General features: G+C 73.7%; 13 protein-coding genes and 1 pseudogene. 8 read left to right on the plus strand and 6 right to left on the minus strand.

Annotated elements, in window-relative coordinates; all coding sequences use genetic code 11:
- Window position 1: 1 nt before the first annotated feature.
- Window positions 2-721, minus strand: a complete 720-nt coding sequence (gene fabG, locus DMB38_RS05330; protein WP_125934164.1) for a 3-oxoacyl-[acyl-carrier-protein] reductase — start codon at window positions 719-721, stop codon at window positions 2-4.
- Between the two features lie 234 nt (window positions 722-955).
- Between fabG and DMB38_RS05335 the strand changes: the two genes are divergently transcribed.
- The 3 genes from DMB38_RS05335 (at window position 956) to tyrS (ending at window position 5,263) form a co-directional block, all read left to right on the plus strand.
- On the plus strand, window positions 956-2,485 hold the full coding sequence (locus DMB38_RS05335) for a TldD/PmbA family protein (protein ID WP_125934165.1): 1,530 nt from the start codon (window positions 956-958) through the stop codon (window positions 2,483-2,485).
- Window positions 2,482-3,891, plus strand: a complete 1,410-nt coding sequence (locus DMB38_RS05340) for a metallopeptidase TldD-related protein (protein WP_125934166.1) — start codon at window positions 2,482-2,484, stop codon at window positions 3,889-3,891. Before DMB38_RS05335 ends, DMB38_RS05340 begins: the two co-directional genes overlap by 4 nt.
- 94 nt (window positions 3,892-3,985) lie before the next feature.
- Window positions 3,986-5,263, plus strand: a complete 1,278-nt coding sequence (gene tyrS, locus DMB38_RS05345; protein WP_125934167.1) for a tyrosine--tRNA ligase — start codon at window positions 3,986-3,988, stop codon at window positions 5,261-5,263.
- 44 nt (window positions 5,264-5,307) lie between these two features.
- Here tyrS and DMB38_RS05350 read toward each other — a convergent pair whose 3' ends face one another.
- Window positions 5,308-5,589 (minus strand): GlsB/YeaQ/YmgE family stress response membrane protein, encoded by a 282-nt coding sequence (locus tag DMB38_RS05350; protein WP_125934168.1) that lies wholly within the window; start codon window positions 5,587-5,589, stop codon window positions 5,308-5,310.
- Between the two features lie 173 nt (window positions 5,590-5,762).
- Between DMB38_RS05350 and DMB38_RS05355 the strand changes: the two genes are divergently transcribed.
- A complete protein-coding gene (locus DMB38_RS05355) occupies window positions 5,763-6,158 on the plus strand; it encodes a DUF3099 domain-containing protein (protein ID WP_125934169.1) in 396 nt (131 codons plus the stop codon).
- Between the two features lie 176 nt (window positions 6,159-6,334).
- Window positions 6,335-6,652 (plus strand): hypothetical protein, encoded by a 318-nt coding sequence (locus tag DMB38_RS05360; protein ID WP_240662671.1) that lies wholly within the window; start codon window positions 6,335-6,337, stop codon window positions 6,650-6,652.
- Window positions 6,653-6,694: 42 nt separating this feature from the next.
- Here the strand turns inward: DMB38_RS05360 and moaA are convergent, their stop codons facing one another.
- Window positions 6,695-7,684, minus strand: coding sequence for a GTP 3',8-cyclase MoaA (gene moaA, locus DMB38_RS05365; RefSeq protein WP_125934171.1), 990 nt, complete (start codon window positions 7,682-7,684; stop codon window positions 6,695-6,697).
- Between the two features lie 269 nt (window positions 7,685-7,953).
- Between moaA and DMB38_RS05370 the strand changes: the two genes are divergently transcribed.
- On the plus strand, window positions 7,954-9,477 hold the full coding sequence (locus DMB38_RS05370; protein ID WP_125934172.1) for a S8 family serine peptidase: 1,524 nt from the start codon (window positions 7,954-7,956) through the stop codon (window positions 9,475-9,477).
- A 54-nt stretch (window positions 9,478-9,531) separates the two neighbouring features.
- Here DMB38_RS05370 and DMB38_RS05375 read toward each other — a convergent pair.
- The 3 genes and pseudogenes from DMB38_RS05375 to DMB38_RS05385 form a co-directional block, all read right to left on the minus strand.
- Window positions 9,532-10,277: pseudogene (locus DMB38_RS05375) on the minus strand (lysoplasmalogenase).
- 130 nt (window positions 10,278-10,407) lie between these two features.
- Window positions 10,408-11,343 (minus strand): LysR family transcriptional regulator, encoded by a 936-nt coding sequence (locus tag DMB38_RS05380; protein ID WP_125934173.1) that lies wholly within the window; start codon window positions 11,341-11,343, stop codon window positions 10,408-10,410.
- Window positions 11,344-11,504: 161 nt separating this feature from the next.
- Window positions 11,505-11,831 (minus strand): hypothetical protein, encoded by a 327-nt coding sequence (locus tag DMB38_RS05385; protein ID WP_125934174.1) that lies wholly within the window; start codon window positions 11,829-11,831, stop codon window positions 11,505-11,507.
- Window positions 11,832-12,051: 220 nt separating this feature from the next.
- Here DMB38_RS05385 and DMB38_RS05390 point away from each other — a divergent pair, with 220 nt between their 5' ends.
- Both DMB38_RS05390 and DMB38_RS05395 read left to right on the plus strand, forming a co-directional pair.
- Complete coding sequence (locus tag DMB38_RS05390; RefSeq protein WP_125934175.1) at window positions 12,052-13,287, plus strand: histidine kinase; 1,236 nt, start codon at window positions 12,052-12,054, stop codon at window positions 13,285-13,287.
- On the plus strand, window positions 13,284-13,973 hold the full coding sequence (locus DMB38_RS05395) for a response regulator transcription factor (protein WP_125934176.1): 690 nt from the start codon (window positions 13,284-13,286) through the stop codon (window positions 13,971-13,973). Before DMB38_RS05390 ends, DMB38_RS05395 begins: the two co-directional genes overlap by 4 nt.
- Window positions 13,974-13,984: the final 11 nt, after the last annotated feature.

A 13,984-nucleotide genomic window follows, 5' to 3' on the forward strand; every position in this document is an offset into this window, starting at 1 on the left:
CTCAGTGACCCATGCCCAATCCGCCGTCCACGGGAATGACGGCTCCGGTGATGTACGAGGCGTCGTCGGAGGCGAGGAAGCGCACCGCGGCGGCGACGTCCTCCGGCCGCGCGTACCGGCCGAGCGGCACCTGCGCGGCGATCTCCGCCTGCCGCTCCGCCGAGAGCACCCGCGTCATGTCGGTCTCGACGAAGCCGGGCGCGACGACGTTGAAGGTGATGTTGCGCGAGCCCAGCTCGCGCGCCAGCGAGCGGGCGAAGCCGACGAGCGCCGCCTTGGAGGCGGCGTAGTTGGACTGGCCCGGGGAGCCCATGAGGCCCACCACGGAGGAGATGAGCACCACGCGGCCCTTGCGGGCCCGCAGCATGCCGCGGTTGGCGCGCTTGACGACGCGGAAGGTGCCGGTGAGGTTGGTGTCCAGGACGGAGACGAAGTCCTCCTCGGACATCCGCATCAGCAACTGGTCCTTGGTGATACCGGCGTTGGCCACCAGCACCTCGACGTTGCCGTGTGCCTCCTCCACCTCCTTGTACGCCTGGTCGACCTGCTCGGTGTCGGTGATGTCGCACTTCACCGGCAGACAGCCCAGCTCCACCAGCGCCGCCGGCGGCTCGCCGGAGCGGTACGTGAACGCGACCTTGTCGCCCGCCTCGGCGAACGCGCGGGTGATGTCGAGGCCGATACCGCGGTTGCCTCCGGTGACCAGAACCGAGCGGCTCAAGGACCCATCCCTTCTCCCTGGTGGCTCCCGGACTCTCTCCAGGACTCCTCACCCGAGAAGCTATCGGTACGGGACGCGCCACGGGCATTCCGCCCCCCACACAGGCCCGCGGCGGACACTTGTGGGGTTCCGACAGAAACCCGCTGGGCACCGGGCAGCCGCTCGGGCATGATCGGCCGGGGGCCCGGACGCGGCCCGCGGCACCACCACCCACCACCGACCGGAGGGCAGAACGTGAGCAAGTCGGTCCATTCCCTCGACGACGGGTTCCTCGCACTGCCGCTGAGTGCCCTCGCGGACGCCGCGCTCGCGCGGGCCCGGGCGCTCGGCGCCGAGCACGCCGACTTCCGCCTGGAGCGGGTGCGCAGCGCGGCCCTGCGGCTGAAGGACGCCAAGCTGGCGGGCGCCACGGACACCACCGATCTCGGGTACGCGGTGCGCGTGGTGCACGGCGGGGCGTGGGGCTTCGCGGCCGGGGTCGATCTGACGATGGACGCCGCCGCGCGGGTCGCCGCCCGGGCGGTGGCGATGGCCAAGCTGTCGGCGCGGGTCATCGCGGCGGCCGGGTCCGACGAGCGGGTCGAGCTGGCGCCGGAGCCGGTGCACGCGGAGAAGACGTGGATCTCCGCGTACGAGGTGAACCCCTTCGACGTACCGGACGCCGACAAGACCGGGCTGCTCACCGAGTGGAGCGAACGGCTGCTCGCCGCCCCGGGCATCTCGCACGTGGACGCCTCGCTACTGGCGGTGCAGGAGAACAAGTTCTACGCCGACACCGCCGGCACCTCGACCACCCAGCAGCGGGTGCGGATGCACCCCGAGCTGACCGCCGTGACCGTCACCGACTCCGGCGACTTCGACTCGATGCGCACCCTCGCCCCGCCCGCGGGCCGCGGCTGGGAGTACGCGACCGGCACCGGCTGGGACTGGGACGAGGAGCTGGCGCGGATCCCCGGCTGGCTGGCCGAGAAGATGGCGGCGCCGAGCGTCGAGGCCGGCTCGTACGACCTGGTGGTCGACCCGTCGAACCTGTGGCTGACGATCCACGAGTCGGTCGGCCACGCCACCGAGCTGGACCGCGCCCTCGGCTACGAGGCCGCGTACGCGGGCACCTCCTTCGCCACGTTCGACCAGCTCGGGACCTTGCGCTACGGCTCCGGCCTGATGAACGTCACCGGCGACCGCACCGCGGAACACGGGCTCGCCAGCATCGGCTACGACGACGAGGGCGTGCAGGCCCAGTCCTGGGACCTGGTCCGCGAAGGCGTGCTCGTCGGCTACCAGACGGACCGCCGGATCGCGAAGCTCACCGGCTTCGACCGCTCCAACGGCTGCGCCTACGCCGACTCCCCCGCCCACGTGCCCGTCCAGCGCATGGCGAACGTCTCCCTGCAGCCCGCGCCCGAGGGCCCGACGACCGAGGAGCTGATCGGCGAGGTCGAGCGCGGCATCTACGTCGTCGGCGACCGCTCCTGGTCGATCGACATGCAGCGCTACAACTTCCAGTTCACCGGGCAGCGGTTCTTCCGGATCGAGAACGGCAGGCTGGCGGGGCAGCTCAAGGACGTGGCGTACCAGGCGACGACCACCGACTTCTGGGGCTCGATGTCGGCGATCGGCGGCCCGGAGACGTACGTGCTGGGCGGCACCTTCAGTTGCGGCAAGGCGCAGCCGGGGCAGTCGGCGTCCGTCTCGCACGGCTGCCCGTCCGCGCTCTTCCGGAACGTCAACATCCTCAACACCACCCAGGAGGCCGGCCGATGACGCGGACGACCCGGACGACCGAGCCTCACGAGACCGTCGAGCGGGCCCTGGAGCTGTCGCGCGCCGACGGCTGCGTGGTGATCGCCGACGAGGAGTCGAGCGCGAACCTGCGGTGGGCGGGCAACGCGCTGACGACGAACGGCGAGACCCGCGGCCGTACGCTCACCGTCATCGCCACCGTCGACGGCCGGGAGGGCACGGCCTCCGGTGTCGTCTCCCGGGCCGCGGTCACCGCGGACGACCTGGAGCCGCTGGTACGGGCCGCGGAGGCGGCGGCGCGGGAGAGCGGTCCCGCGCAGGACGCCCGGCCGCTGGTCGAGGGCGTGCCGCACTCGGCCGACTTCGCCGAGCCGCCCGCCGAGACCTCCTCCGACGTGTTCGCCGCCTTCGCGCCCGTGCTCGGCGAGTCCTTCGCCCGCGCCCGCGCCGGCGGCCGGCAGCTCTACGGCTTCGCGAACCACACGCTCACCTCCACCTACCTGGGCACCTCCACCGGGCTGCGGCTGCGCCACGACCAGCCGACCGGCACGCTGGAGCTGAACGCCAAGTCCCCGGACCGGACGAAGTCCGCCTGGGCGGGCCGCTCGACCCGGGACTTCACCGACGTGGACCCCGCCGAGCTGGACGCGGAGCTGGCGCAGCGGCTGGCGTGGGCGGAGCGGACGGTGGAGCTGCCCGCCGGGCGGTACGAGACGCTGCTGCCGCCGAGCGCGGTGGCGGACATGCTGGTGTACATGTTCTGGTCGGCCTCCGGGCGGGACGCGCACGAGGGCCGCACGGTGTTCAGCAAGCCGGGCGGCGGCACGCGCGTCGGCGAGAAGCTGGCCGGGCTGCCGCTGACGCTGCGCAGCGACCCGGCGGAGCCGGGCCTGGAGTCGGCGCCGTTCGTCATCGCGCACACCTCCACCGACGACTGGTCGGTCTTCGACAACGGGATGCCGGTCCGGCCCACGGACTGGGTGCGCGAGGGCACGCTGCAGCATCTGCTGACGAGCCGCTTCACCGGTGACCTCACAGGACTGCCCGTCACGCCCGAGGCGGACAACCTGGTGCTGGACGGGGGCGGCACGAAGTCGCTGGACGAGATGGTCGCGGGCCTCGGGCACGACGGGCCGGGGCTGCTGCTGACCTGCCTCTGGTACATCCGCGAGGTCGACCCGGCGACGCTGCTGCTGACCGGGCTGACCAGGGACGGCGTGTATCTGGTGGAGAAGGGCGAGGTGACCGGGGCGGTGAACAACTTCCGCTTCAACGAGTCGCCCGTCGACCTGCTGGGGCGCGCGGCCGAGGCCGGGGCCACGGAGCGGACGCTGCCGCGCGAGTGGGGCGACTGGTTCACGCGGGCGGCGATGCCGCCGGTCCGGATCCCCGACTTCAACATGAGCTCGGTCAGCCAGGGCGTCTAGCCGCCATTACCCTCGTACGCAGCACTCCTGTGCCCGGCCGCGCGGTCGGCCGGGCACGGGACCGGGATCGAGACCGAGAAGAGAGACGAGACACGTGACGGACATCGTCGACGAGCTGCGGTGGCGCGGGCTGCTGGCCCTGTCCACCGACGAGGACGCACTGCGCAAGGCGCTCGCGGACGGTCCCGTCACGTTCTATTGCGGCTTCGACCCGACGGCGCCCAGCCTGCACGTGGGACATCTGGTGCAGGTGCTGACCGTGCGCCGGCTCCAGGAGGCCGGGCACCTGCCGCTGGCCCTGGTGGGCGGGGCGACCGGCCAGATCGGCGACCCCAAGCCGGACGCGGAGCGCACGCTGAACGACCCGGAGGTCGTCGCCGGCTGGGTGGAGCGGGTCCGCGCGCAGATCGAGCCGCTGCTCGACTTCGAGGGCCCGTACGCCGCCCGGATGGTCAACAACCTGGACTGGACCTCGGGCCTGTCGGCGATCGAGTTCCTGCGCGACATCGGGCGGCATTTCCGGGTGAACAAGATGGTCGCCAAGGAGGCCGTCGCGCGCCGGCTGGAGTCGGAAGAGGGCATCAGCTACACCGAGTTCAGCTACCAGATCCTGCAGAGCCTGGACTTCCTGGAGCTCTACCGGCGGTACGGCTGCACGCTGCAGACGGGCGGCAGCGACCAGTGGGGCAACCTGACGGCGGGCACCGACCTGATCCACCGGGTCGAGCCGGAGGCCACGGTGCACGCGCTGGCGACGCCGCTGATGACGAAGGCCGACGGCACGAAGTTCGGCAAGACGGAGGGCGGCGCGGTCTGGCTCGACCCGGAGCTGACGACTCCGTACGCCTTTTATCAGTTCTGGCTGAATGTCGACGACCGCGACGTCTCCCGCTACCTGCGGATCCTCAGCTTCCGCAGCCGCGAGGAGCTGATCGAGCTGGAGCGGCAGACGGCGGAGCGGCCCCAGGCGCGGGCCGCGCAGCGGGCGCTGGCGGAGGAGCTGACGACGCTGGTGCACGGCGCGGCGCAGTGCGCCGCGGTGATCGCCGCGTCGCGGGCGCTCTTCGGGCAGGGCGAGCTGGGCGAGCTGGACGAGGCGACGCTGCGGGCGGCGCTGGCCGAGGTGCCGCACGCGCGGGTCGCGGAGCTGGGTCCCGTGGTGGAGCTGCTGGCCGAGGTGGGCCTGGCGCCGAGCAGGTCGGCGGCCCGCAGGACGGTCAAGGAGGGCGGGGCGTACGTGAACAACGTGAAGGTCGCCGCCGAGGACGCCGTGCCGGCGCCCGGGGACCTGCTGCACGGGCGCTGGCTGGTGCTGCGCCGGGGCAAGCGCAACCTGGCGGCGATCGAGCTGGCGGCCCCCCAGGACGGCTGACGGAAGGCTCCGCTCCCCCCGGCCGGGGGGAGCGGAGCCTTCCGCTAGCGGGGGCTCCGGATCTTGTGGCCGCGGAACCTCTCGTACATCGGGGCGCCCAGCGCCACGACCCCCACGGCGCCGGCGAGCTGCAGGAGGTGCCGGATCCAGTCGACTCCCCTGGTGTCGGCCACGCCGATCCCCGAGGCCGCGGCGTTGCCGATGATCGACCCGATGATGCCGAACACGATGGTCAGCCAGATGGGGATGGCCTGCCGGCCGGGCAGGATGATCCGGGCGATCACGCCCAGGATCAGGCCCAGCACGATGGCCCACAGCCAGTTCATGTCGCCTCCTCGTGCGGCGGTGTCCGCCTGCCGTGCCAGTTTCTTGCGGTGACCAGGGGGACGCATTCCGGCCAGGTCTGTTCGGGTTGTGGGGCGGTATGTCCCGCCCCCGGATCGAGCGGAGCGCTTTCCCGGCGTACCTTGGGGAGGTACCCGGTGCCAGGGGGTGGAATGTGAAGCGGAAGCGCCGCGGCGATGCCGACGTGTTCAGGATCACCGGCGCGCGGCAGAGCCTGGACGATGACGTACGCGGCCGGCAGCGGCGGTACGTGATCTCCATGACGATCCGGGCGGTCTCGGTGGTGGCCGCGGCCCTGCTCTGGAACGTCCAGCGGCATACCGCCGTCGTCGCGCTCATTCTCGGCATGTTCATCCCGTACTTCGCGGTGATCATCGCGAACGCGGGCCGCGAGAGCATCCGTTCGCTGCCCTCCACCTTCGTCGTCGCCCCGGAGCGCAGAGTGATCGCCCCGCCGCGGCGGACCGCGCGTGAGCCCGGCACCAGGGGTGAACGGGCCCCGGCCGGCAACGAGTCGACGACCAGCGACAGCGTGCCGCCGCCCGTTTGATCCCCAAGAGTGCAAGCTCAGAAAAAGCTCAAATCAAATATGCCCATCCGGTGCCGGGCGGCCCTTCTCGCGTGACATACTTCGTACGCGCTCCGCATCCCCCGTCGGAGCGACGGACCGACGCCGGGCGGCTCCCCCCGTGGCTGCCCGGCGTCGCCCATGTTCCGGTACGTAGGCTGGGCCCCGTGAACACCGCTGATCCCGCTCTCATCTGCTCCGCCAAGGGCTGCCGTGCGCCCGCGGTGTGGGTGCTCGCCTGGAACAACCCGAAGCTGCACACGCCGGAGCGCCGCAAGACCTGGCTCGCGTGCGAGGAGCACCGCGAATACCTGAGCCGGTTCCTGGGCGTACGGGACTTCCTCAAAGAGGTCGTCACGCTGGCGGACTGGCAGGAGGCGGAGAAGAGCGCGGCAAACGCGGAAACCGGAGAAAAGGCGGAAACCGGAGAAAGGGGCGCCGACGGCGAAAGCGGGCCGGGGCCCGGCCGGGCCTGAGCGGCGCCCGCCGCACCCGGAAGTATCCCCGGCTCCCCCGCGTCAGCCGCCGATCGCGGACATCGGCCGGTCCGGCTGGACGAACGACGGGTCGTCGAGCCCGGCGCCCGCCTTCTTCCCCCACATCGCGATACGCCACAGCCGGGCTATCTCCTCGTCCGGCGCGCCGGAGCGCAACGCGCCCCGCAGGTCGGTCTCCTCGCGCGCGAAGAGGCAGTTGCGCACCTGCCCGTCCGCGGTCAGCCGGGTGCGGTCGCAGGCCCGGCAGAAGGGCCGGGTGACGGAGGCGATGACGCCGACGCGGGCCGGGCCCCCGTCCACGAGCCAGCGCTCGGCCGGGGCGGAGCCGCGCACCGCCTCGCCCTCGGGTGTCAGCGTGAAGTGCGTCCGCAGGGAGGCGAGGATGTCGCCCGCGGTGATCATGCCGTCGCGCTGCCAGCCGTGCTGCGGATCGAGGGGCATCTGCTCGATGAACCGCAGCTCATAGCCCTCGGCGACGGCCCAGGCGAGCAGATCGGGAGCCTCGTCCTCGTTGAACCCGGGCATCAGCACGCTGTTGACCTTCACCGGGTCCAGGCCGGCGGCCCGGGCGGCGGCGAGGCCGCGGAGCACGTCGCCGTGGCGCTTGCGGCGGGTGAGCCGCTGGAACACGTCGGCGCTGAGGGTGTCCAGCGAGACGTTCACCCGGTCGAGCCCGGCGGCCTTGAGGGCCGCGGCCGTACGCTCCAGGCCGATGCCGTTGGTGGTGAGGGAGAGCTTGGGGCGGGGCGTGAGGGCGGCGCAGCGCTCGACGATGCCGGTGAGCCCGGGGCGCAGCAGCGGCTCGCCGCCGGTGAAGCGCACGTCGGTGACGCCGAACTCGGTGACCGCGAGGCGGACGAGGCGGACGATCTCGTCGTCGGTGAGCAGCTCGGGTTTGCCGAGCCACTGGAGCCCTTCCTCGGGCATGCAGTACGTGCACCGCAGGTTGCAGCGGTCGGTGAGCGAGACGCGAAGGTCGGTGGCGACTCGCCCATAGGTGTCACGCAGCATGGAGAAGGCCCTCCCACGGCGGTACCTGACCTCTGGAAGCCTACGCCAGGCCACCGACAATCAACAGTTTGTAGAGGTTGCGGCGGTGAAACGTTCCGCCGTACGCGCGTGACGGCTGGGCCACGAGCGCCTGGCGTGCACGACACGCCAAAAGACACTGCAGGGCGATGTATTGATGGCCACGGGTGATCAGCGCTACGTTCGCTTGCCGTGTACCTGACCGCGGCAACGGTCCGCGGCGGATTCCTGACTGATGATCTGGAGATCCCATGACTCATCTCCGACCCCGCGGTCGGCGCCTGCTGGCAGTGCCCCTGGGGCTGACCCTCGCGGCGGCGCTCGGCCTCCTGCCGGGGGCGGCCTCCGCCGCGTCGGCCCCGGAGCCCGGCGGCAGCGCCGGGGCCGCGGCCGGCGAGAAGCTTTCGTACGTGGTCAACACGAGGGCCGACGACAAGACGATCGCCCGGGTCGAGGACGCGATCGCCGACGCGGACGGCTCGGTGGTCGTCACGCACAAGAAGATCGGCGTGGTCGTCGCCCACTCCACCAACCCGGACTTCGCGGCGGAGCTGCGCGACGTCCGCGGCGTGCAGTCCGCGGGCGCGAGCCGTACCGCGCCGCTGACGCCCTCCGGCACGCTGGAGACCAGCGCGCCGGAGGTCTACAAGGGCGCCGCGAAGGCCCGTTCGCAGGACCCGGGCGTCGAGCCGCTGGAGAAGGAGCAGTGGGACCTGCCGGCGATTGGCGCCGACAAGGCGCACAAGATCTCGACCGGCAGCCGTGACGTCACCGTCGGCGTCATCGACACCGGCGTGGACGACACGCACCCCGACCTCAAGGCCAACTTCTCCGCCAAGCAGTCCGCCAACTGCGTCGGCGGCGTCGCGGACACCACCGAGGGCGCCTGGCGCCCCTACGACCCGGCGGGCGACTACCACGGCACCCACGTCGCCGGTGAGATCGCCGCCGCGCGCAACGGCGTCGGCGTGGCCGGCGTCGCGCCCGGCGTGCAGGTCGCCTCGCTCAAGGTGAGCGAGCCCGACACCGCGCTGTTCTACGCCGAGGCCGTCGTCTGCGCCTTCGTCTTCGCCGGCGACAACGGCATCGAGATCACCAACAACAGCTACTACGTCGACCCGTGGCTCTACAACTGCCTCGACGACCCCGACCAGCGGGCGATCGTCGAGGCGGTCAACCGCGCCTCGCTGTACGCGATGGGCAAGGGCACCCTGCACCTCGCCGCGGCCGGCAACTCCAACGACGACCTCGCCTCCGACGAGATCGTGGACGACTCCAGCCCCAACGACACCACGCCTCTTGAGCGCACCATCGACCCGTCCGAGTGCTGGGACGTGCCGACCCAGCTCCCGGGCATCGTGACCGTCGCGGCGACCGGCGTGAACGACGACAAGTCGTACTACAGCAGCTACGGCCAGAAGGTCGTCGACGTCGCCGCGCCCGGCGGTGACGGCTACCAGATCCCGGACACGCCGTCGAAGAACGGCCGCATCCTGTCGACGCTGCCGGAGAACAAGTACGGCTGGCTGCAGGGCACGTCGATGGCCACCCCGCACGCCGCGGGCGTGGCGGCGCTCATCAAGAGCAAGCACCCGCGGGTGTCGCCCACGGCGCTGCACCTGCTGATGAAGTCGCAGGCGGACAACCCTGGCTGCCCGGAGTTCTACGACCCGGACGGCAACGGGGTCGAGGACTCCACCTGCACCGGCGACAAGCGGACCAACGCCTTCTACGGGGCGGGGATCGTGGACGCCTACGACGCCGTACGGCGGTGAGGCCCCGCCGGTGACGTAACCCCACCGGCGGCCACCGGGCCGGGCGGCGGCGCCTCAGGGCGCCGCGGCCCGGCCTTCGCCGTGTCCGGGGCCGGGCTGCTCCGCCCCGCGGGCGGGGCCGGGGACGGCCTGCCGGCGGCGCAGCACGCCGTCCGTGATGAGGTACTGGGCGGCCAGGTAGGTCGCCATCACCCAGAACCCGGCGGCGGGCGGCTGCGGCCGGCCGGCGAGGTCGGTGGCGATGAGGGTGTCGGAGAAGAGGAAGAGCGCGCCCCCCGCACCGGCCCGCGGCCGAACCGGGCGGCGCCGAACGCCATCGCGGCGAGCAGCAGACTGTACGCGGCCACGGGCCCGCGCAGCCCCGGGTCGAGCCCCGGCCACAGCGCGCCGACACCGGCGGCCCAGGCGGCCCCGTACGCGACGGCGAGCCGCCGCTCCCCCGCCCGGGGCAGCCGGTGCCCGCGCCGGAAGAGCGTCAGATAGCAGACGTGCCCGGCGGCGAACGCCCCCATCCCGGCCAGGAACGGCCCCTCCCCGCCCACTTGCAGCAGCACGTCGCCGGCCCAGCCGAAGGCCAGTCCGGCGACCAGCGCCCGCGGGGCGCCGCGGGCGGCGGCGTAGGCGGCGAGGGCCGGCATGAGCAGGGGCTTGGTGGTGTGCACGAGCCAGTCGGCTCCGGCGAGCTGCCCCACCAGATGCGCGGCGGCGGCCGCGGCGAACGCCCCCCGGGCCGCCCGCACGACGGCCCCGCGGAGCGCCCGGGAACGGGGACGGGGGGTCGGCAGGGCGGCGTCGGCCATGGCCTCAGTCTGGCGCAAGAACCGCCCCGCGTCCGCGGGCGCGGCACCGAAGAGGTCCCGACGGGGAAGACGCGGTCGAGGCGATCGCCCCTACCGGCGTACGGGGCTCCGCGCAGCCGCCGCCTCCGGGTCAGGCCGTACGGGCCGGGGTGCGGCGGAGGGCCGCGGGCGGGGGGAGCTGGGTGGTGTGGCGGCGGGCCAGGCGCAGGACGGCCCGCAGCGTCGGTTCCGCCTGCCCCGGGTCGCGGCGCCAGCGGGCCTCGATCGCCACCGGGCCCGCCGGCGTGGCCATCGGGAGGTCGACGAGCCCGCCGTCCTCCAGGTCCCGTACGACGGCCAGCCGGGGCAGCAGCGCCACCCCGCGGCCGTGCGCCGCCAGCCGGCGCAGCGCGGGCAGGGAGCCGGCGGCGGTGGCCGCGCGGGTACGGGCGGGCAGGTCGCGGCTGAGGCGGTCGTAGAGGACGGCCGAGCTGCAGCCCGGCTCCGCGACGAGGAACTCGGCGGCCAGCACGTCCGCCTCCGTCACCTCCGCCGCGCCCGCCAGCGGATGCGCGGGGCCGGTGACGAGCACGACGTCCTCGTGGCCGACGACGGCGCTCGGGCCCGCCGTGCGGCTGCCGTCGTCGAAGTGGAAGGCGAGGTCCAGTTCGCCGGCGGCCAGTTGCTCCGCCAGCCGCTCCCGGGGGCCGACGACCACGCTGATCTCCGCGTCCGCGTCCGGCCCGCCGGCGCCGTAGTCCAGCGCGGTGACGATGTCCGGCAACCACTCCCCCGCCAGCGTCTCCGGGGCCCCGATCCGCAGCCGCGGCCGGGAGGCGGCGGCCGCGCTGCGCATGCGTTCGTCGATCACCAGCGCCTCGCGCGCGTACGGGAGCAGCCGGCGGCCGGCGTCGGTGAGGGAGGCCCCCGTGGAGGTGCGGACCACGACCGTGACGCCGAGTTCCTGTTCCAGGCGGCGCAGTTGGGCGCTGAGGCTCGACTGCGCGTACCCCAGCCGCTCGGCCGCGGCCGATATCCCGCCGGTCTCGGCCACCGTCACGAAGGCGCGCAGATATCGAGAGTCCACCGGGGGATCGTGTCACCGCCCTCTTCGCCCGCGCCATCACTTTTTTGCATGGACGCGCCACACGATACGTGCCCCGCACCCCGCCAAGTGACCATGGGGGCCCGTGAGTTGGACGGCCGGCGCCGGGCGCGCTCCCTCGTCACCGCTCCCGGCGCGGGCCGTCACGCCGCGGCGTCGAGCGCGAACCCGTCCAGCTCGATCCCCGCCCACGCCAGCTCGATGAGCACGTCCACCGCCCGCCGGCCGTCCGGCACCTCGGCGATCAGCACCGCCGGCTCCGCGCCCGGCAGCGGGGGCACGTCCAGGACGAGCGCCAGCAGCCGCCGCGCCTCGGCGCGGCGCGCGGGCTCCGCGAGCCGCAGCAGGAGGTGCCGGGCGGGCCTCACCGCCGCGGCCCACGGACCGCCGCCGTGCCGGAGTGCGTGCCGGTCCGCCGCCGGCTGCGGGATCCGTACGCGGTGGTCTCCGTCCGTTCCGTAAAGGGGCATGGTGGCTCTCCCGTCCGCCGTGCGCGTGCCGGCCGTCCGACGGCCGGCTGCCGTCGGGCTCCACGATCCGCCCCGGGACCGCCGCCCGTCATCGTCCGGCGAGTGGCTCCCGCGCTGCGGTCAGGGGTGCAGGTGGCCCGCCGCCTGCAACCTGCGCAGCAGCGCCCGCTGCGCCTCCCGGAGGACGCCTGACCGGCGCCGATTGGCTACGGTGCAGAGCATGACGGCGGCAGCGCAGACGGACGCGAACAGCGAGCACACGGTGTTGCGCTACCTCGCGACCGCGATCGAGGACGGGCGGGAGACGGGGCGCGATGCCCGCGCGTACGCCAAGGACGCGGGCTTCGCCGCCGCCGTGGCGCTCGGCTGCGTGGGCACGATGCTGCTGGCGCCCGACGGGCGGACCGGCTTCGACGCGCTCGCCTGGGCGCTGGGCCTCATCGGCAGCGTGGCGCTGGTGGCCAGGCACCGCTTCCCGCGCGCGGTGCTGGTGATCGCGGCGGCGGCCATGGTCGCGTACCAGCTCCGCGGCTACCCCGACGGCAGCCCGGTGCTGCCGATGCTGGTCGCCGTCTACCGGTCCATCCGCGGCGGGCACCGCGGCTTCTTCGCCGTCACCGCCCTCCTCTCCCTCGTGGTGAGCCTCGGCTCGCTGCCGCTGCTCCCGCTCGGCGACGAGGCGCTGCGCGCGGCGCTGGAGAAGCGGTTCCTCACCTTCGGCTGGGTGGTGGCATGCGCGATGGGTGCGGCCATGCGCATCCAGCACGAGGCGATGCTGGCGCAGGCCGAGGAGCGCGCCGCGGAGAACGCTCAGCGCAGCGCAGACGAGGAGCGGCTGCGCATCGCCCGCGAGCTGCACGACACCCTCACCCACAGCATCTCCGTGATCAAGGTGCAGGCCGGGGTGGCCGTGCACCTGTCGAAGAAGCGCGGTGAGGAGCCGCCGCCGGCGCTGCTCGCCATCCAGGAGGCCAGCGGCGACGCCGCGCGCGAGCTGCGCTCCACGCTGCACGTGCTGCGCAACGCGGACGGCGGCGCCGAGGGCGTCGGTCTTGAGCGGCTGCCCGAGCTGGTGGAACGGGCCAGGGGCTCGGGGGTGCCGGCGACGGTGGCGGTCGCGGGCGAGCGGCCGGTGCTGCCTGCGGAGGTGGACCGGGCGGCGTACCGGATCGTGCAGGAGTCGCTGACGAACGTCGCGCGGCACGCGGGGCCCGCGGCGGCCGTGGGCGTGCACGTCTCGTACGCGCCGGACAAGGTCGTCGTCCAGGTCGACGACGACGGCGCCGCCGACCCCGGGGCACCGCCGCGGCCGGGCATCGGACTGACGGGGATGCGCGAGCGGGTCACCGCGCTCGGCGGCGAGCTGCACGCCGCGCCGCGGCCGGAGGGCGGCTTCCGGGTGCGCGCCGAGCTGCCGCTGCCCCGCGCGGGCGGCCCCGCGGGGGCGGCCACGTGATCCGGGTGCTCCTCGTCGACGACCAGGCCCTCATCCGGGGCGGGTTCCGGGCGCTGCTCGACGCCGAGGACGACATCGAGGTGGTCGGCGAGGCCGCCGACGGCGCCGAGGGGGTCCGGCTCGCCACCCGGCACCGTCCCGACGTGGCGCTGGTCGACGTGCAGATGCCGGTGCTCGACGGCATCGAGGCCACCCGCAGGATCGCCGCCGACCCCGACCTGGCGGGCGTGCACGTCGTCATCCTCACCAACTACGGCGTGGACGAGTACATCTGGAGCGCGCTGCGCGCCGGGGCGGCCGGGTTCCTCGTCAAGGACATGGAGCCGGAGGACCTGCTGCACGGCGTACGGGTCGCCGCCCGCGGCGACGCGCTGCTCTCCCCCGCGCTGACGCGCAAGCTGATCCAGGAGTACGTGTCCCGCCCCGCGGGCGGCGTGCCCGGCACGGACGACGCGCTGCGCGAGCTCACCCGGCGCGAGCGCGAGGTCGTCACCCTCGTCGGGGGCGGCCTCAGCAACGAGGAGATCGCCGCCCGGCTGCACATCAGCCCGATCACCGCAAAGACGCACGTCAGCAGGTCGATGACGAAGCTCGGCGCCCGCGACCGGGCCCAACTCGTGGTGCTCGCCTACGAGACGGGCCTGGTCACCCCGCGCGGCCCGGTCGCGGGGCAGCCCGCGGACTGACCCCTGACGGG

The sequence above is a fragment of the Streptomyces sp. WAC 06738 genome (assembly GCF_003945505.1).
GTDB lineage: Bacteria > Actinomycetota > Actinomycetes > Streptomycetales > Streptomycetaceae > Streptomyces.

Bases quoted from the DNA above. Each gene is read 5' to 3' on its own strand.
- DMB38_RS05340 (WP_125934166.1), top strand. From the start codon at position 2,482: ATGACGCGGACGACCCGGACGACCGAGCCTCACGAGACCGTCGAGCGG.
- DMB38_RS05350 (WP_125934168.1), bottom strand. From the start codon at position 5,589: ATGAACTGGCTGTGGGCCATCGTGCTGGGCCTGATCCTGGGCGTGATC.
- moaA (WP_125934171.1), bottom strand. From the start codon at position 7,684: ATGCTGCGTGACACCTATGGGCGAGTCGCCACCGACCTTCGCGTCTCG.
- DMB38_RS05370 (WP_125934172.1), top strand. From the start codon at position 7,954: ATGACTCATCTCCGACCCCGCGGTCGGCGCCTGCTGGCAGTGCCCCTG.
- DMB38_RS05385 (WP_125934174.1), bottom strand. From the start codon at position 11,831: ATGCCCCTTTACGGAACGGACGGAGACCACCGCGTACGGATCCCGCAG.
- DMB38_RS05390 (WP_125934175.1), top strand. From the start codon at position 12,052: ATGACGGCGGCAGCGCAGACGGACGCGAACAGCGAGCACACGGTGTTG.